Source organism: Bacteroidota bacterium (genome assembly GCA_016722375.1).
GTDB lineage: Bacteria > Bacteroidota > Bacteroidia > Chitinophagales > LD1 > Bog-950.
On the sequence record JADKJG010000007.1, the window covers coordinates 1 to 19,093 of the forward strand.

Annotated in this window: 11 protein-coding genes and 2 pseudogenes; 4 read left to right on the forward strand and 9 right to left on the reverse strand. The window is 43.5% G+C overall.

Features of this window, described 5'->3' with window-relative positions:
• The 3 genes and pseudogenes from IPP77_10995 to fabG form a co-directional block, all read left to right on the forward strand.
• A partial coding sequence (locus IPP77_10995; protein MBL0310174.1) for a serine hydrolase occupies positions 1–953 on the forward strand: 953 nt, incomplete at its 5' end.
• Between the two features lie 201 nt (positions 954–1,154).
• Positions 1,155–2,700: pseudogene (locus IPP77_11000) on the forward strand (aromatic amino acid lyase).
• Between the two features lie 21 nt (positions 2,701–2,721).
• The gene (fabG, locus tag IPP77_11005; protein ID MBL0310175.1) at positions 2,722–3,450 is read left to right on the forward strand and encodes a 3-oxoacyl-ACP reductase FabG; all 729 of its coding nucleotides are present in this window, start codon (positions 2,722–2,724) and stop codon (positions 3,448–3,450) included.
• A 125-nt stretch (positions 3,451–3,575) separates the two neighbouring features.
• Here fabG and IPP77_11010 read toward each other — a convergent pair.
• From IPP77_11010 to IPP77_11030, 5 genes and pseudogenes are all read right to left on the reverse strand, one after another.
• A pseudogene (locus tag IPP77_11010) lies at positions 3,576–4,950 on the reverse strand (chloride channel protein).
• Positions 4,951–5,248: 298 nt separating this feature from the next.
• On the reverse strand, positions 5,249–5,518 hold the full coding sequence (locus IPP77_11015) for a transposase (protein MBL0310176.1): 270 nt from the start codon (positions 5,516–5,518) through the stop codon (positions 5,249–5,251).
• 732 nt (positions 5,519–6,250) lie between these two features.
• Entirely contained in the window at positions 6,251–9,385 is a 3,135-nt protein-coding gene (locus IPP77_11020; GenBank protein ID MBL0310177.1) for a T9SS type A sorting domain-containing protein, read from the reverse strand.
• A gap of 131 nt (positions 9,386–9,516) precedes the next feature.
• Positions 9,517–10,893, reverse strand: a complete 1,377-nt coding sequence (locus tag IPP77_11025) for a PKD domain-containing protein (protein MBL0310178.1) — start codon at positions 10,891–10,893, stop codon at positions 9,517–9,519.
• An 80-nt stretch (positions 10,894–10,973) separates the two neighbouring features.
• The gene (locus IPP77_11030) at positions 10,974–12,458 is read right to left on the reverse strand and encodes a hypothetical protein (protein MBL0310179.1); all 1,485 of its coding nucleotides are present in this window, start codon (positions 12,456–12,458) and stop codon (positions 10,974–10,976) included.
• Between the two features lie 87 nt (positions 12,459–12,545).
• Here IPP77_11030 and IPP77_11035 point away from each other — a divergent pair, with 87 nt between their 5' ends.
• A complete protein-coding gene (locus IPP77_11035; protein ID MBL0310180.1) occupies positions 12,546–13,259 on the forward strand; it encodes a T9SS type A sorting domain-containing protein in 714 nt (237 codons plus the stop codon).
• A 108-nt stretch (positions 13,260–13,367) separates the two neighbouring features.
• On the opposite strand, the gene IPP77_11040 is transcribed toward IPP77_11035, so the two are convergent.
• The 4 genes from IPP77_11040 to IPP77_11055 all read right to left on the reverse strand — a co-directional run bounded on the left by IPP77_11040 (position 13,368) and on the right by IPP77_11055 (position 18,499).
• Positions 13,368–14,039, reverse strand: coding sequence for a transposase (locus tag IPP77_11040; GenBank protein ID MBL0310181.1), 672 nt, complete (start codon positions 14,037–14,039; stop codon positions 13,368–13,370).
• 108 nt (positions 14,040–14,147) lie between these two features.
• Positions 14,148–14,306 carry a hypothetical protein gene (locus IPP77_11045; protein MBL0310182.1) on the reverse strand — a complete coding sequence of 53 codons (159 nt, stop codon included), beginning with the start codon at positions 14,304–14,306 and terminating at the stop codon, positions 14,148–14,150.
• A complete protein-coding gene (locus tag IPP77_11050) occupies positions 14,303–14,692 on the reverse strand; it encodes a transposase (protein ID MBL0310183.1) in 390 nt (129 codons plus the stop codon). Before IPP77_11050 ends, IPP77_11045 begins: the two co-directional genes overlap by 4 nt.
• A 1,035-nt stretch (positions 14,693–15,727) precedes the next feature.
• Entirely contained in the window at positions 15,728–18,499 is a 2,772-nt protein-coding gene (locus IPP77_11055) for a PKD domain-containing protein (GenBank protein ID MBL0310184.1), read from the reverse strand.
• Positions 18,500–19,093 lie beyond the last annotated feature (594 nt).

Genomic DNA, 19,093 nt, shown 5'->3' on the forward strand with positions numbered 1-19,093 from the left:
CTGGTTTTTACTGTTTCTATAAACAGCAGCAAAGCGAGAAGGAAGTAGCGGTTAAGGCCGCTACGGATAAAATTGATCATGTCTCGATTAGGTTATTGGTGGACGACCGTTATAAACTTATCAAACCACTGGCATTTGTAGATTTTATAAAAGAAGATTCGTTATTGCTCGCCATCAAATCATCTATTGGATCATTGATTGAGGAGCAAAAAAACGAAGGGTCTATCAGTTCGGCTTCTGTTTATCTTAGAAATTTAAATCGCCATCAGGAAGTAGGTATCAACCCTTTGGAAATCTACTTCCCGGGGAGTTTGATGAAGATTCCAATTCTAATTGCCTACTTAAGACAGGTAGAAAAAGATCCCGGCATTTTTGACAAGCAACTTGCCTTTATTAATGTTTACGGCAACCTACCGACACAGAATATAAAGACGAAATCAATAAAACAGGGTAACTCCTATTCTGTGAGAGAGTTGTTAGTATATATGATCGAATATTCTGACAACAATGCAACAGCCGTTCTGAGTGAAAACATTGAATTTAAGGAAATTCAAAAAATTTTTTCCGACTTACAGTTGCCCATCCCAGATGCCAATCAGCCGGAATATGGTATATCCCTCAAAGAATACTCTCGGCTTTTTAGAGTATTATATAACTCAACCTATCTCGGTCGCCCAATGTCCGAATTTGCTCTTGATCTACTTTCAAAGTGTGACTTTAAGGATGGCCTGATGAAATATTTAGATACTGATCTTGTAGTAGCCCATAAATTTGGTGAAAGAAACTCTGATGGAGTACAACAACTACATGAAATCGGTATCGTCTATCTTAAAAATAAGGCATACTTATTGGGGGTAATGACCAAGGGAAACAATATTTCTAAACAGAAAGAAACCATTAGCCAGATTTCTAAGTTGGTTTACGACTCCATGAATTCTCACCCAGAAGATTAGACCTCGAGGTTTAGAACGCGCCATCTGGCTGGTCCTCTTATAAACAGTTCTTGTTTTATGACCTCCAATGGATTTAATAGCTACAGACCCTATCTCCGCGTAACAATTCATAAGTACAGAGCGCATAGCAGTTATTATTCTCTATATTTCTGAAAATTATCTTCTTTTAGCCCCTGTTTTAAAACATACTACACAAATCAAATGATTTCAATCGGCGATCAAGACTTACAACTTCAGGATATTTTCAGAATACTTTATCAAAACGAGCAGGTAAAGGTATCCGAAAAAACCCTCAAACAGGCTAACGATAACTTCTATTTCCTTCGTGACTTTGCGGCGGACAAAGTAATATATGGAATCAATACAGGCTTTGGCCCTATGGCTCAGTTTAAAATTCCTTATGCTGATAGGTTGATGTTGCAATACAATCTGATTCGTAGCCATGCTTCCGGTTCAGGCGAAGTTATGGAGATCATTAGTTCCAAAGCAATGCTGGTAGATCGTTTAAATACTCTGGCGAAATGCAAAAGTGGCGTACATCCAGATCTACTCGTCCTTATTTCTGAACTTATCAATCGCAACTTAATACCTGTGATTTACAAACACGGCGGCGTAGGAGCCAGTGGAGATTTAGTGCAGCTAGCCCACATGGGTTTGGCAATAATTGGAGAAGGAGAACTCCATGACAATGGAGAAATACTTTCAGCACACGATGTTTTTATTAAACACAAGCTTACTCCGTTTGCTATTCGCTTACGCGAAGGTCTAGCCCTGATGAACGGCACCTCCTGTATGACGGGGATTGGCCTGGTCAACTTGATTGAAGCAAAAAAACTTTTGAATTGGGCAATCCTTATTTCAGCAACCATTAACGAAATATTTGAAGCATTTAACGACCATATCTCAGCGCCGCTTAATGAAGCAAAACTTCATATTGGTCAGAGGAAGGTAGCGGAAGCCTTCCGTGGTATTTTATCGAAAACTACTTTGATGAAAAATAGGCATGAACACCTTTATGTTTCAAACGATGAAATCCACTTCAAAGAGAAAGTTCAGGAATATTATTCCCTGCGTTGCACTCCACAAATTCTGGGGCCGGTATATGATACCATTGCCTATTCTGAAAAAATAGTAGTGGATGAGCTAAACTCTGTCAGTGATAACCCGGTAGTAGATGCTGCGGCCAATGAAATTTTCCACGGGAGGAAATTTCCATGGCGACTATGTAGCCCTTGAAATGGATAAACTCAAGATGGCTATCACCAAACTGTCTATGCTCGCCGAGCGCCAATTAAATTACTTGCTCAATGATAAATTGAACGGCAAACTTCCTCCCTTTATCAACACCGCGACCGTCGGCTTGAATTTTGGTATGCAGGGCATTCAATACACCGCCACCTCTACCGTGGCTGAAAATCAGGTCTTGTCAAACTCGGTCTATGTTCATAGCATTCCCAGCAATAACGACAATCAGGACATCGTCAGCATGGGGAGCAATGCAGCATTGATGGCGGCACGGGTGATTGAGAATACCTTTGAAGTGCTATCGGTACACGTGCTTGCAGTTGTCGAAGCGGTGGACGCACTGAACATGAGCGGACGCATTTCTGAAATACCCCAACAATTTTACCGCGACATCAGAAAGCTGAGCGCACCGATTGGACAGGCACATGATGATCCTCGATTTAAGCAACTGAAAAAAATCAAGGACTATTTGAAGTCTAACAACCCGGAAGTCATCTCTTAATCCGTGTCATCAATTTAAAAAATGAAATACGCTTTAGTCACCGGAGGCTCCCGAGGAATCGGCAGAGCAGTCAGCCTGAAATTAGCCACACAGGGCTATACCATTTTGGTCAACTACCAGAGCAATGAAGCCGCAGCCAATGAAACCGTTTCTCTCATCGAGCAAGCTGGCGGAAAGGCGGAACTCCTGCGATTCAACGTAGCCGACAAAAACGAGATAGAAAGAATCCTGGGCGGATGGATTGATACGAACAAAGACAAAGTCATCGAAGTACTCGTCAACAATGCCGGCATCCGCAAAGACAACCTGATGATGATGATGCCTGCGGAAGATTGGCACTCGGTTCTTCAAATCAACCTCGACTCTTTTTACTACATCACGAAACTAATTCTATCCGGAATGATGTATCAACGATATGGACGCATTGTCAATATCGTTTCACTTTCCGGCATCAAAGGATTGCCGGGCCAAGTCAATTATGCCGCTTCTAAAGCCGGTGTCATTGCCGCTTCAAAATCATTAGCACAAGAAGTTGGACGAAAGGGGATTACCGTCAACTGTGTGGCTCCCGGCTTTATCAAAACCGAAATGACCGAAGGCATTGAAGAAAAGCAATTCCGCACCATCATCCCGGTTCAACGATTTGGCGAAGCAGAAGAAGTAGCCGACACAGTTCTCTTTCTCGCTTCCAAAGGCGCTTCCTACATCACTGGCGAAGTCATCAACGTGAATGGCGGCCTTTATACCTAAAGACTTTCCAAGTTTCTAAAACTTGGAAAGTCAACACCTCGGTGCCGACATCGCTGCCCCCGCCACCACACGCGCTACACCGCCAAAAGGAGAAACGCATTGAACAATTTCAAAGGCAAGGATTCCTATTGTTTATTGTTAGTTGAATCAGGTGATTCGCTTTTACTTATGTCACTAACAATTTGATCTTTCAAATAGTCATAAAAGGAATGTCTGCTTACTAACGTCGCGATTAAGTTGGAGAATAACGCGGTGAGCATGATGTGAAAAATCACGTTATGACTGTTGGTCATTTCCAAAACAAGAATAGACGATGTGAAGGGGCTGCGTGTCACACTGGTCAAAAAACCTGTCATGCTACATAAAATAATAAGGTTGGTTTCCGTATCCGACAAATAGAACCAACCAGAAAAAACAGCCCCGATACTTGCACCTGCACTTAATGAGGGTGCGAAAATACCTCCTGCCGCTCCGGTTGAAAAAGATAGAATTGAACCGACTATTCTTAAAATGGGTATATACCATTCTAGATGTTTTTGCTCCGTGAATAATGTAGTAACCATTTATGCCTTTGCCAGAGCCCAATGCTCTGACATCAATAAAATAGGCAAGAGAGGCAATAAGTAATCCGCAAAATGCTACATAGATTATACTCTGAAAATTATTTTTGAAAGCCTGCTTCTTTCTGAAAATATAAAGAATTGCTTGCGACATCATACTTCCGGAAATGCCTGTGATAGCTGATAAAGGGATCACCAACAAAATTGTCCAGGTAGAAATATCCGTTAGCGTTGGATAGCCTAAATATAAATATGGTCCTAAAAAATTCAATGCCGTAAGTCCTGAGATGATGACACCGGTGAGCAATGCTGATCTGAAAAAGCTGAAATGTGTTTTTGTCAATTCTTCAATGGCAAAGACAATTCCACCCAAAGGTGTGTTGAAGGCCGCTGCAAGACCGGCTGCCGCCCCGGTAACAATCATGTTCTGTTTAGAGATTTTAGGATACCAGGCAGGTAGCAGATCATTGATTTTTTTGAAGATAGCAGCAGAAATTTGAATGGTGGGGCCTTCTCTTCCAATTACACCACCACCAAAAACCATGATAAGGCTTGAAAATATTTTTACGATAATCACCCTAAAACTGAGCAACATATTTACATGATGAGTATGTCTTGGATTTGATAGTTCAATCGCCGCAGTTACTTGTGGAATGCCGCTTCCTTTTGCATAGGGTGCATATTTTGAAACAACCCACCACGCCAAAACAAAACAGACCGGAGTAATGATGAAAAATGCCCAGTCTGTATTTTTAAAAATTAATTGTGTGCCTAATTCTGCCCAAGAAAATAATTTTGCATATAGCACTGCAAATCCACCCGAGATAAAAGCCCCTGTCCAAAATGGTAAGGCATCGAGCAAGTTCTTTTTGAGCTTTTCATTTCCTATTAATTCAAACGTTGTTTCTAATAGATTTCTTAGCCTATTTAAAAATTTCACGTGCAAATAGAAGGGTTACAATGAGGTCCGAAATGATTTTTGTGGATTGCAGCTTGCTGCGGTTAGGTCTCCACGCCAAACTTCTGATTTCGACTCACCAACATCAGAAAAATCAACAAAACCTAAGGATCTAGCCAACCCTAAAATAAAGATTTAACCAGATAAGACTTTAATCCCTGGCATCTTGACACTTGCGCCGACATTTACGTCATAAAGACATTGGGCCCGGATATAAGGATGCTTATGGCCAGTATAAGTGTCTTTAATTAGACCTCTTTCCAAAATCAAATAGGTATTGTTAGTAGGTCAACGCGGCGATTTGTGACTTGAACCTCCCTCTTTGGTCATATTTCAGTATTCTGAATATTTTAAGGTTTCGGATGATATTCTCAATAACAACCCTGCTGGAAGATATCCGTTGGTTTCGTTGTTTATCTGTTTTGGTGAGCGGGTTTTTCTTGCTTTTCTTTGGCATTTCGGTATTGGGATGTACCTTGTAACCCTTGATATCCGCATCTACTGCGGCAATGGTGGGATGGGTGTTTGGCTTTGTGTATACAACTTTCATGCTTGCGTCCATTTCAGTGCAGACAATCTGCCGGGTATTTTGGTCTGCTACTATCTGTGAGGTGTGTCAGTTTTTTTTACCTGAGTAATACCGCGCCGTTTTTTTGGCCGCCAAGGGTCCGTCATCTATCCAGACTAGCTCAAACTATTTCGGACGGGAGCCTTTTCGTTAATGGGCGTTGAGGAGCTTATGCCCGTATCCATAATTATTTTACAAAACCGCCGATTCACTAATGTCATAGGTATGCAAATATGGAATACTGTTCTTTTCGTGTTACATCAGGAGATCAAAATGTTTCCTCTAAACTAATTTGAAGCCTCACGGGCGGGGTGCTTGCTTGCATGGGCCCCCGGGCCCGAACCATCAGATGAAACCTCGGGTGACTCTACGTTTAAACTGTGCTTTGGCTGTTTTTGTAATTGTCCATCGCAGAAGCAAAGAAAATCAAACTCTGCACACAATGAACAGGAACAATCTATGTACTTATTTTTAGAATAAACCATTTAGGAAAGAAGTCATTGAAGTAAGGAGCTTATCCTGAGACGCTTATTTTGAAAATACGAGCCCTAAACCAAAAAAATGTATGGACCCATTCTTTGAATAAATGACTTTTGGCCATTTCAAATACAACCCAACCTGGAAAAAGCACGATAGATACTGCGGCAAATCTTATAAAAAGACCCTGTCTCGCTTAAATAGAGACAGGGTCTTGGCAGATAGAGGAAGAAAAATTTATTCGGCAGCAATCATCTTGCCTTTGCCAATCACCTGATTTTGTTTCACTACTTCATATAAATAAACACCTGAAACCAGCGTACCTCTTCTTATAGTAAAGATGTTCTGTTCCGCGATTTGACGATTGACCAAGTTGCCAAGAAGGTCATACACTTTGATTTCGTAAGGAGCATCAGCGCCTTCAATCTTGATCGTAGTGAACTCGCGGAAGGGATTGGGCATGAGCGTGATGTTCACGTTGTTTGCAGCCAGTTCTTCTACGGAAGTTTTGTAGTCAATCGTGTTGAGCGTTGATTCGGTTATCACCGATTCATTATAGTCGAAGTATATGTCTGCATGATTGAAAATCTCTGTTCCTTCAGGCAAAGCAGCTTTAGCCTTCATCGAAAACATAACAAAACCGTGACTGGCCGTTTGGTTGGTGCCGCTATCGGGCAACATGATGCCGCTGAATTTCCAAACTCCTTCATTGCCTTCCATCTGGAAAGTGAAAGGATGGCTGGAAGCCAACATTTCCATCGAAGAAATATCTAGCTCATTCGTAAAGAGGTCGCGTAGAATCACGTTTACCGTCGGGGTATTACCGGTGTTTTGGAAATTGATGGTATAGGTTAATGTTTCTCCATTATTAATCAAACCTTGAGGCCCTTTGCCAATAGGATTGACCAGTTTGTTGTTTGGATCCCAACTGGTGCGAACGAGCTGCTGCACGGTATCAATGTTGTTCACAAAATTGATGTCGGAACAGTTTGGATTTACATCGGCAAGCGTGAAAACGAACTGTCCGATTTGAAGCGGAGTAATGGCCTTGAAGGTAGCCCACAAGTTTGTAAATTGTCCGGGATTGATATTGGGTAGATTCCAAGTAATGGTTCGAGTAGATGAATTATGCGATGCCGCAACCGGTGCGGTATAATCTAAACTTACTGCCGGATCATAGAAGAGGTGCACCTGTCCGCCAGCAGGTTGGGTACCGGTGTTGCTCACCTGAACACTATAGTAGGTCGGGAATCCGGGCGAAATACAAGAGTGAGCAATCAATTCAACCTTTAGGTCACAAACGCCCGGAGTTCTGTAAACCGCGAAATCATTATATCCATAATTCTGTCCCGCAACGGTAGCATCAAGATTGATAGATGCCGGAGTGATGGTCGTATTTGGGTCAGGAGAAATAATTTTGATGGAATAGTTATCAGCCGGTAGGGTGATGCAATACTCTCCGTTCTGATTGGTGAACGTGAACCACTCTCTGCCGTTGCTGTTTTTAAGTGTCACCCGGATGTGTGCCATACCGGCTTCGCCTGCATCTTTTACTCCGTTATTATTTGCGTCAAAAAATACGATGCCGCAGATATGAACGATGTTACAATTGATTCCAAAGTTATAGCCGCAATAAGTGCCACCGGTACCGTTTACATGGTAGCCATAGTAGTTGGCAGTAGAGCCTCCATTATTAGTAGCCAATGGCATGGTGGAAATGCAACCGGTGGGGGTAACTGCTTTAATATTATGAGGTCCGGGAGGTAGAATGACATGATAACGACCGGAAGAATCTGTGGTCAAGGCTGCATTGTCCACATAAACTGAAACGCCCATCAAACCATGTTCTCCGTTATCCAAAACCCCGTTGTTGTTCAAATCTTCGAACACCACTCCGCAGATAGTGTCATTGTTAGCACAAGTGGGCGGCGTGATAGTCATATAAATACTCTGCTGGCAGTAAGGTCCTGATATTTCAAGTAGCACTGTATAGACTCCAGAATTGGTGAAAGTGTGAACCGGATTAAGCGTCGTATCTGTAGTTCCGTCACCAAAAGTCCACTTGACCTGATTGAAAGTACCGGTAGATGTATTCTTGAACCGGACGTTGAGACAATTAAGCGATTCCCATAAAAATGAAGCGTGGCAATTGTTTGTATTCGGGACACCCACTTTCACAGAGTCACACTTTGTATTAGTGCATCCATGAAGTGTTTTGATGGTGTGACAAACATAATAAGTGGTATTAGTAGCGGGGAATTGATGTCCGGCGTTTTGTTGATTAATCACCGGGCTTCCATCGCCGAAATTCCAACTCCATGAAACAATAGAGTCGTTGCTCGCGGATGCATCTATGAAATAGATTGAAGCGCTTCCGCTGCCGGCGCTTTGATAGGTATAATCGGCATGGCAGGTTGAGTTACCGTTTGCTTGGATGGAACGACATACGGTATCTGCACAATTGGCTCCCGGTATAGAAACTATGTGGCAAACATTAAACAAACCACTGGCGGCATAACAATGAACCGGGTCAAAGTTTGTGGAACTGGTACCGTCACCAAAAGTCCAGAGATGTTTAAGATTAGTCGCGGTAGTAATTGGTTTGAAACTAAGGCATCCGGTACTGGTGTAAGTTTGAGTCCATGCAGCATCTAAGTTTCCACAGGGGTTTGGGTTGATTGTGATGTTAATACATACACTTGCAGAACAATTGTTTGCGCTGCTCACCGTGACGCAATATTGGCCGCCGGCTTGAACATGTATAGATTGAGTGGAGGCGTTATCAGACCAAATATATGTGACCCCGGTGGCATTCGGCCCGGTGACATTCGCCTTTAAGTAGTGGCCGGTACTTCCGTTGTTATCCGGTATATCCTGAATCGTAACACCAAAGCCGATGCAAGGCGTTGGCGCATTGACTTGAATCATAGCACAAGAAGAGTCTTTGCAATTTGTTCCAGGTAAATAAACATAATGGCAGACACGATATAAGCCCGCAGCCGCATAGCCATGAACGGGAGCAAGGTCTCCAGAGGTTGTTCCATCTCCAAAATTCCAGCCATGAACCGCAGCAACCGGATTAACAACCGGTGAAAATTTGACCGAATTATTTGGCTGGATAACAAAAGTCCAACCGGCAGACAGATTCGCACAAGGATTTGTGTTGGTTACATTTACATATTGACATAGAGAATCACAGAGGTTAAAATTGCCGGAGCCAGTATAGGTATATATAAAGAGGCAAACTTTGTGATAGCCGGGTGCTAATCCTGAATACAGATTATGGTTGTTGGCGGTGGATATATTTGTTCTAACGCTATCCAATTTCCATTGAAAGGCTGTTCCCGTGGGATAGTTGGGGCCAGCGTTCACTTCCAAATTATTGCCATTGAGCGTTTGTGTAAAGTTAGCTTGTGCTCCATTGCAAGGAGTAGTATGTTGTCCAATATATTCTTGGCGGCAAGTAGAATCGCAGAAGGTAGGATTGCCGTTGGTGTTTCCACCTACATAAATATAAAGGCAAAAGTTGTGATTCCCCGAGCGACGTTCGTAATTGTGAAGCTCGTATTTGGATTAGGATTTGTTAAGGTCTGTCCGTCCATCCACCATTGGTATAGGGTGCCCGCTGGAACTCCCGGTGTAGTACTCTGAAGAACAACTGCTCCATTTAAACCGGTTGAAGAAATGGTAAAAGTTGCATTAACATTTCCGCAGGAAGCGAAGGGGATAATTATATTATGGCAGACAGAGAAATAGCAAAAGCTACTATCGCGAGCATACACGCAAACGTTGTATGTACCGGGGTTGGCATAGACATGGGTCGGGTTGGGGCCACTAGAAGTTGCTGAACCATCTCCAAAATTCCAAAAGCACGCCATCGGTGGATAGTTAGAAGAAAAATTTTGCTGAAAAGCGACGGAAGGTCCGTTGATTATCCAAGTATAATTGCCGGATACTGAATTGCAATTAGTTGTGATGGATTTACAAATTGTGTCAGAGCAATGCGCATTAGGTATAGAGGGGTTTTCACCACTTATAATGAGGCAAACATTATAGGTTCCTGAAGTTGAATAAGCATGGATAGGATTTTGAAGCGTGGAAGATGTTCCATCACCAAATGTCCATTGATAGTGATTAATCAACCAGCCCGGAGCCACTTTGGATGAATCAATAAACTGAACCGACAAGTTGCTAGATGCAACAGATTGTTTCCCAAAATATGCATCTAATCCACAAGGCACCGAATTGGGTATAGTCACCGAAATTTGCTGGCATCTTTCCGCCCTGCAACCATTGGCATCTTCTACAGCTAAGCAAACATTATAGGTTCCACTGTGAATATAGGTATGAACCGGGTTGGGGTCCTGTGAACTTGTTCCATCTCCAAAATTCCAATTGTAACTTACCGGAGCAACTGCGTTAGTGCTGACAAAAGACGTAAAGGTCACCACGCCGCCCTGAATCAAGTTTTGAAATCCGATATAAAGTGTGTTACATGGTGTGACCGTCACCGTTCTACAGAATGTGTCCGAACAAGTTATGTTAGTGCCGGCTACAGTGGATTTGCCCGCGACAATCAGGCAAACATTATAGTTGCCGGGAGTGGAATAAAAGATACTTGGATTTTGGACAGTAGAGGTCTGACCATTTCCTAAGTCCCATTTGTAGCTAAGTATCTGCCATCCCTGAATCACGTTCGATGAATCCTTGAACTCAACAAAATTGGAGGGGTTAAATTTGTAGCCGAACATTGCGCCAACACCACATGCCGGAGGAGGAGTGGCATAACTTAAAGAAACGCATAGCGACACCACCAAGAGGAGAAAAAGTTTAATCGTTTTCATAGTGCTGTTGGTTTTAGAAATAAATAATGTTTTCATACTTTCTAATGGTTAAGTTCTTAGTACTGTGTAAATATACGTCAAGGCAAAATAAATGATCTATCAAATCATTATCAATCTTACTTACTCAAATCCGAAATATTCAACTTGACTTTGGGTGCCAACCAACTCTGATATCGCAGTACTTCACCATCGGCTACGGCCTCCTTTACTTTTGCCTTGGCAAAACGATAGATTTCCCTGAATAGCTTCTTATTCAATTCTATGGAAGGATTCACCACCAGCTGAGGAATAAGATTCAGAATGAATCGCTCCCTTTTAAAGTCAGCTATCTCTAACTGTTTATAGAACTGTTTTTTTACCTGTTCAACGCGCTTTAAAGTAGTGCTCTCCTCTCCCGATTCATACTGCATGATACATTCTGCTACCGCAATTTTCAATTTGAATGATACATCCGCATTCTTATAATGATCATTCACGTATAATTTGACCAGGTTACGAATGGCTTCGTTATACTTCTTTTGAAAAAATAAAAGAGTGGCTTTGTTAAGCAAGATGAAGAAATTGTAATAAGGATTTCTCTTCGCCTTCATTTCCGCCTCTGCCTCCTCCAGAGCCTTTAACCCTCGATTCAAATCTAACTGTGCATAGTTTATCACCAGCGCATTGTAATAGAAAAACAAATACTTGTCATACAGCAAGTTGTGATGCGCACTTAGCTCCTCTCCTAGTATCTCAGCAAAATCAAGGCTTTCGCGGTATTTTTTATTTTTAAAGGTGGCGTTGATAATGTAGATGAGCATCTGGATTTTCGTTTCATGGTTCGTTTTATCAAACCATTTTTCGCTCAAAAAGCGATGATAGGTTGCCAAAGAGAACTTTTCCAGTTCTATAAAATTATGGTTTTGAATCAAAATCTGAGTGGCCGCACGAAACATCCGAGATTGAAAAGACTTGCTGTTTCGAATGGAATCATCGCCTGCAAATTCTTTAATGGCATGATCTAGCAACTTGAGCAATCCCACGTCTCGTTTACCATAATTCTGCGATAATTTCAAACGATAGGTTACTGCCGCTAATACTTGATCCGTTTCCCGAATCCTATTCAGTTTTACTGCGTTCTCTCTGCGCTGCTCAATATATAACTCGGGATTGATTTCAGTTAGGTCGGCAGAAATACGAACATAACTGGCGTAAATCATGTCGAGCATTTCGAAATGCTCCAATTGTTGCGCTCTGCGTTCCGCTTTCTTCAAATAATAGAGGGCGATATCCGGTTGATTCCGAGCCATGAAAATATTGTGAAGGCTCATTAATAAGAACAGTCCATTCGTTTCATGTTTTCCGTAATGAAGCAGAGTAAGATTATATCCCAAGTCTTCCAGCAACCTGTTTTTGAGACGGTAGAAGGAATTTTTATTGCCTTTGCCATATAGCTTCCTGAAAATAAAATCCTCCTCATATTTTACACCCGATTTACGTATGTAATCATACAGCGTAACATCTTTTCGATCGTCGGAAGCATTCGTGCTATTGAGCCATAATTTAAAATGGCGCACTTCTTCCTTATTCATCCCCGACGCTATCTGTTGCAGTATATCCATGACATCAAAATTTTGAACAAGTAAGAATCGAAAATAAAACATTTATATTATTGCAACGAAGGGCTTATCTTAGCAGTCAAATAAAATATGCTGTATCCACGTCTTCATCTGCGTTGTTTATTTCTGTTAGCTTTTGCAATTCCCGTTTGCCTACCTGCTTATTCAGCAGATAGGGGAATTGGGGTAACCTTGGTAAATTATACCCTTCAGCATACCGCCAACAATGAGGTGACTGCCGGGTACACTTTAAGTATTAGTGCGCGCGTTAAAAATTTTGATACCCTTCCATTCTCCGGCATTTTAGATTTCGGCTTGCGCAATAGCCACTTTGACCTGACAAACCAGTCTATTTTTGGCAGACCAAACTATAGTGGTCAACAGATTCAATTAGATGGAGGAGAAGAAGTTCCGGCCATTTTCAGCATTACTATAGATCCTACCTTCTTCATTGCACCCGGCCCGGATGTGGTGGTGGTTTGGCCCATTAGTCCAGAGCCGGTGGAAGATTCTATTTTGATTCATCTCACCCTGCTAGATACCTTGACCGGGATGAGTGATGAGCAGCCCGGTAATCATATTGCATATACCACCCTTAAAGATCGAATCCAACTCTTTAACATCGGAGATCAGCAAATGAATTTTAAACAAGTAAGAATTTTCGACCTCATGGGGCGACAAATTTCTAATACTGCCCTGCTGATAAATAATGAAATACCTATCCCCGACCTTCCACGAGGTATCTATTTGTGCGAACTGATTACCCTCGAAGGGAAAAGCAGTATCATTAAGTTTGTGAAGTAGCCGTTCAGCTTCAGCCTTGAATTAAGCACCTTTATTATCTCACATTTTCCCAATTTATTGACCCTGTCCTTCAGGATTAAATAGTCAGTCCTTAAAAAGTCATTTCCATCAATTCAAAGATATTGGGTGCACTGGGAAGGTAAATAAGCGATTCAAAAAATCGAACAAAAAAGTAAGATCACCTTTCAAAACCTGATTGATGACTCGTTTGAAGTTATAAGCTGCCGCTGCTAACATCACATTTATTTGGTCTCCGACTATTCCCTTGTAAAAGTTTCTTCCTAACCGATAGTTTTGTTTCAAATGACCAATAGTGGGTTCGATGGCTGCTCTTCGTTGTAAATCTTCTTTTCGCTTTTGTTTCTGATAAGCGTTTTGTTTTATCAGCGGTGTTCTTGGCTGAACGATTTGGGTTGCGCCGACTTGTCTCACTCCCTGGTATCCTAAATCTACTATGGCCTTTCGCGGAACTTTGTTGTGTAGTTTTTGATATTGTGCTAAAGTGGGTTTCAGCGTGTGTGCGTCATACACATTCTTTTCAATGTTGAGTGCTGCTACAATCACTCCGCTGTTTCGTGTCCGGGCTATGGATACTTTGCTTCCGAACTCATATTTCTTATGTTCTTTCCCTTTGCTCATACATTGCACATGCGGCTCATGTAAACTGTAGATCTTGTGTTGGTCGCCTCGCTTTTGTGCCAATATTTTTTTGAAGAGTTCAAACAGGGATGCGTACTCCGCTAATTGTTCTGTGGTGAGTTTGCGCTCTAAGTCCCGCACTAATCGTCCCGCAATAGTTTTTATTTTCTTCGTGGCTTTACGTGCTTTCTTTTGTTGTTGTTTGCTGCGATGAAAGCGAAGCAGGTAACAAGCTTCTTCACCGTGCGACTATACGATTGGCGCAAGTCCACTTCTTCTTTGTTTGCTATGCTTTGACATTTGGCAATTATCTTCTGATGCAGTTTGCTGTCGGTGGGAAATGTGATGTTTTTCCTGCACCGTCGTGTCAATCGTCACTTCCTCTTCCGCTCCGTCTTTTCCATTCACCGGATACTTTCTTTTAAAATCAACTCTACTCCTTCTGCTCCGATGCGGTGGCGGAAGTGAACCAACTCCGATGCTTCACAGGGCGAACCGTTGGCAAAACTCTTTTCTCCGCAGAAATATTGATAATAAACATTCTCGCTCCATTGCTCCACTACGCTTTCATCACTGAGATTGCGAACGTGTTTTAGAATGAGCAAGCCCACCATCAGGCGAATCGGTTTGCCGGGACGACCCATCTTGTCGCTGTAATGTTTGAGAAATGCGTCTTCAAACTGTTTCCAGTTGATACGGTTCGAAAGAACATACAACGGATGCTGATGATTGAGTTGTTCTTCGAAGCTGCTGTAGAAACTGAGTTGGGATTCGTTCGTGGCTTTCGGCTTCATATGGAATCTGCAAGATTTTCAACAAAGTTCGTTCACTTCTTGCAATCCAACGCTCTCTTTTTTCAACTCCAAACCTTGATATGTCTATATCTCAGTGGTTTTTAAGGGCGGACTAAATAGATGTCATCTGATGTAACCTGCAAAAATTTGAATCCTTGTCTTCTGATAGGTAGGATTCAGATTAAATAGCAGGAAATGTTTCCATCATAACCTATTGCTGAATGACAAATGAATCTTGATAAAAGCAGCCAGCTACGACTGCCAAAATCAAATGTACGCTAGCCGCTTCGTCATGAATGGCGGAGTTAAAACATTAGACCTCCTCGGAAAATGAAAAGTAAAGCTCGTGGCTAAAGCTCAAATCTCATTTCTTGTCAGTAACTCCATGATTCATGGGGTTAACAATTGCCAATCAGCATGGGCTTTATCCCTAAATGGCATTTTCCGAAGAATTCTATTGTACCTCAGCGTGGTGAAAATAAGGCTCTTACTAAATGGCCTTAGCTAAGATCATTGAACAGACTCCCCATCTCCGGCTAACAGGTGCCGAGTAGCAGCTAACAGGGACCTATCTCTTACTAATAGGGACCGAATAGCTGCTAACAGGGACCTGTCTCTTGCTAACAGGGACCGAATAGCCGCTAACAGGCACCTACCTCTGGCTAACAGGGACCGAGTAGCTACGAACAGGCACCTGTCTCTCGCTAACAGGGACCGAATAGCTGCGAACAGGCACCTGTCTTTGGCTAACAGGGACCGAGTAGCTGCGAACAGGGACCTGTCTCTTACTAACAGGGACCGAATAGCTACGAACAGGTACCTGTCTCTTGCTAACCGGGACCGAATAGCTGGAGATGGGTACCGAATAGGAATAAGTCGGTCAAAAACGGAAAGAGAAGATGACAATTTGGCAAAGAACTGAGTGAAATAGCAACCTTCTATTTGTGTCTAAATCAAATGAAAGAGCATAAAAAAGGCGGCTCCATGATCTGGAGCCGCCTTTGTACTAGAATTGGTTGGTAGTTTAACTATTTCTTACTTCATCGCATTGGCGATAAAGACTTTCTTGGTAGTTACCTTGTCGTCGTTGTTCACTCGGACAATGATGTAGGCCGCTTCTATGTTCGGTATCTCCTTGCTGTAAATCGTGGAGCGCCCGAACTTCTCGCGGCTGATTAACTGGCCGATCACATTGTACAACTCTATCTCCGCTTCTACTTTCTTCTGTTTGCCGAAGTCAACATAGACACGGTTGTTGCTGCTCCAAATCGTAATCGGGTTGTTCTTCAGGTCGTTGAGCGATGTCGCTGCCTTGCCGGTTACTGTGATGCTCTGCGTCGTCGTCGAGATACAGCCTCCGTCGCTGGTCACGGTCAAGGTAACTGTGTAAACACCTTCGGTCGCATAGCTATGCGTCGGAGTTGTTGCTGTGGAGGTCGCTCCGTCGCCAAAGTTCCATTGCTGCGTTGCGGCATTGGTAGTCGTCACCTGGAAAGATATTTCTTCACCGGTAGTTACCAACTGACTGTTAGCGATAAAGTTCGCTGTGATCTGCTGGTTGCCGCCTATCTCAATGTTCTTGATCACTATATAGCCGTTGTTGTCTGTCAAGGTCAACTGATACACCCCGCTGTTGGCGCTAATCGTCATCGGGTTGCCCGAGTTCAATGTGCCGCTAGAGATGGTCGTGCTGTTGACATCGGTAACCGTGTAGTTCCAGTTGGCACTGCCCGGCTGCGTGATTTCTATCTGTCCGCTGCCGCTACAGGTAGCATCCGTTGTCAGGATGTTAGCCGGCGGAGTGAAGTGCAATACAAAACGATCTTGATTATCTGTTTTGCTTGCAGTGAACGTATAGCTGCCGTTGCGCAGGTTATGCCAGGTATTCGTCTTCTTGTCTTCTAAGAAGATATACGTCGTCGGGTCGAAGCTCTGGATGCCCTGTGGCGTGATGGTCATCGTGCCGTTCATGTCTGCTCTCAATCCCATCGGTACCGTCGTCACTTCTGTCAGGCTAGGCAAGGTGTTGATGCCATACCACATATTCGCGTTCATGTGGGTATAGAGCGTCGGTACACCCGGAGCACTGCCCGGCTTGTTGGCATCGTATAGGTCGTCAAACGTTGTACTTGCTTCTGCATTGAATTCAACTCTTGTTTCGTCTTTGCCTCCGTTGGCATAGTTCAACTCCAGTTTCAAGGCGTTTGCTGCATCTGTTCGGAAGAACTGTATGCTCGTTGAGCGAATCCGCTCACTCTGATAAAAGCGATAGGTATGGTTGCCCAGAGAACCCGGGGTAACTCGTACCATGAAGGCCTGGAACGGTGCAATGACCACTGTGCCTGATGTACCATTGATTACTGCCGGTTGCCAACTTCCAGAAAAAGGTCCTGTTGTCTTCCATACCTGTACTTGGTTACCGAACCCGTCTGCCGTGCGATCCACCGTCAAATCTAATGCTGATGGATATGGGTTACCCACTAAATTCCAACCTGACTCAATAGGCTGTGCCTGTAGGGTATTAACCGTTGGATAGCCGGAGTTGTTCAGGCCGCCAATATTGATATTGCCTGTATTGGCTGCGCCCACTAATGTCCGGGTCGCGTTACCCATCTGATAAGTCGAGTAGCCGCGGCCATTATCCATGTTGCCTGCACTCTTGATCATCCAGTTACCCAACATACAACTGCTCGCAGCCATGTGTCCGTCGTTGTACACAAACGTGGTGCCATAAGCAGATCCCCAGTTACTCTTAGTTTCATCACAGGTAGGATATGGTGTCACATAGCTGCCATCCGGGCCGCTGGCACCCAACTGGCTCAACGGAGCACTGTTTACCGGTGAACTCATGAAGTGCTGGTTAGAACCCAACGTTGGAATGTACCGTTCTGCACGGACATTGCCCGTTAAGGTTCCGTCGAAGCCAAACGTAAAGTCATCTATATATGAATTGTGGTTGCTCGCATTGGACTTGAGGGTTAAGGTTCCCGCACTCAGATCTACGCCTCCATGCTGTAAGTGTAAGCCGTTAGTAATAGCTACATCTGCACCAGCATTGAAGAGTATTCCGTCATTGTTGTTAATCTGGAGAATATTAAATACGGTATTCCCGATAACGTTCTGCGTCCACGCTGCACTGTTCAGGTAAACTGTACCGCTACCTACTATCGCAGCATCATTACCGGCACCACCAGCCCAATGTTGACCACACACATTCAGATTCTTACCCTGAAGGGTCAGAACAGCGCCGGCTGCGATATCCATACTTCCAATATCAATATCAGTTACACTAATGATTGGCGAGAACGGCGTTCCCGCAGGAATCACCGCATTTTCTCCACAGGCATCCGGGAAAGCCTGAGGATTCCAGTTTAATGGATTCTCCCATTCCGTACTGGCGGTTCCTGTCCAAGTAGCTGTACAGATACCCACAGATAGTGCTCCGGTCATGTTTGAAATACATCCAGTAACCGGATTAGTAGCTACTACGGTATAGACACCAGTATCTACCCGGAATCCTAAATTCAAAGGAGATCCGTTACCAGCAATTGGCGCACCAATATTAAATCCATCCTTCTGCACCTGATATTGTACCCCCACCTGAGATCCTGTCAAGGTCATCAGCGCCGGCACACAAAGTCCACCGCTGACGAAGAAGGTGTCAACCGAAGGATGTGCCTTCAGTATATTGGACGTAGCAGTCGGTGTCGTTGAACACAAGGCATTGGAAGTTAATATTACCTGCACTTGGTCATTAACCGCCAAACCGGTATTCTCATAAGTAGCTGAATTATAAGGGTTGTTCATCACATTGACCCCGTTCAGTTTCCATTGATACATTGGTACACAACCGGTATTGGTTGCGGCCGCTGTAAACACCGCACTAGTAACACCACATAACGGCGCCGGATTAGAACTGATAGACACGGTTGGTGTAACCGTCGGATTGTTCGTTACTTCCATTACATAAGAAGGGATGCCGCATCCACTTGCATTCGTAGTACGTGCTACATAGCTTCCCGCAGTATTCACGTTCGTCAGTGTTTGAGTAGTCACTGTCGGTGACCCATTCAAATACCACTGATATGAGGCACCCGCAGTGGCGGTCAAATTGACGCTGCCGCTAGGGCACAAGTTTGTCGTTCCTGATGCAGCGATTGTAGTTCTCGAAGCTATGCAGCCGGGGGTAAAGGTGATTCTGTTATTGTCCTTAATATAAGAAGCAAAGAACCCTCCAACGAAATTTAATCCATCAGTGTTAGCGGCTCCGGCACTTGCATCGCTCGGATGCCAGCCAAATCCGCCACCACCTCCACCTGTCCTATTGATAAAGTCCGCATTGGTCGCACCTCTCAGTCCTATCTGGACATTCCCCACCTGTCCAGTAATAAGCTGTGCATA